Genomic DNA, 365 nt, shown 5'->3' on the forward strand with positions numbered 1-365 from the left:
ACTGTACCCCGTTTCCTTTATAATAAGGCCAGTATACAGCAAAACGCGCCGCACGGCAAGCATGGCCGTACGGCGCGGGATTCACTGCGCATTTTTGGCGCGGCATTTGGGGCAAAGGTAATGGATGGTCAGTGTGTAGCCGCGGACTTCGGTGCCGATGGCGGCTTCCACTTCGCGCATCAGCCCCACCACCGGCAAATCACTCAGTTCGCCGCAGCTGTCGCACAAAAGATGCCCGTGGGGAACCGGGTTACAGTCGTAGCGGTCCGGGCCGCCGGCCATTTCCAGGTGGGCAACTTCCCCGTCACGCTCCATCATTTTCAGATTGCGGTACACGGTACCGCGTGCAATGTGCGGCATTTGCT

Annotated in this window: 1 protein-coding gene; it reads right to left on the reverse strand. The window is 59.2% G+C overall.

The genetic code is table 11. The features are described from left to right. Window positions 1-81: 81 nt before the first annotated feature. Window positions 82-365 (reverse strand): Fur family transcriptional regulator (locus H6B10_RS15680; RefSeq protein WP_204652386.1); only part of this gene is annotated, 284 nt, incomplete at its 5' end.

The organism is Gemmiger formicilis (genome assembly GCF_016901605.1).
GTDB lineage: Bacteria > Bacillota > Clostridia > Oscillospirales > Ruminococcaceae > Gemmiger > Gemmiger formicilis_B.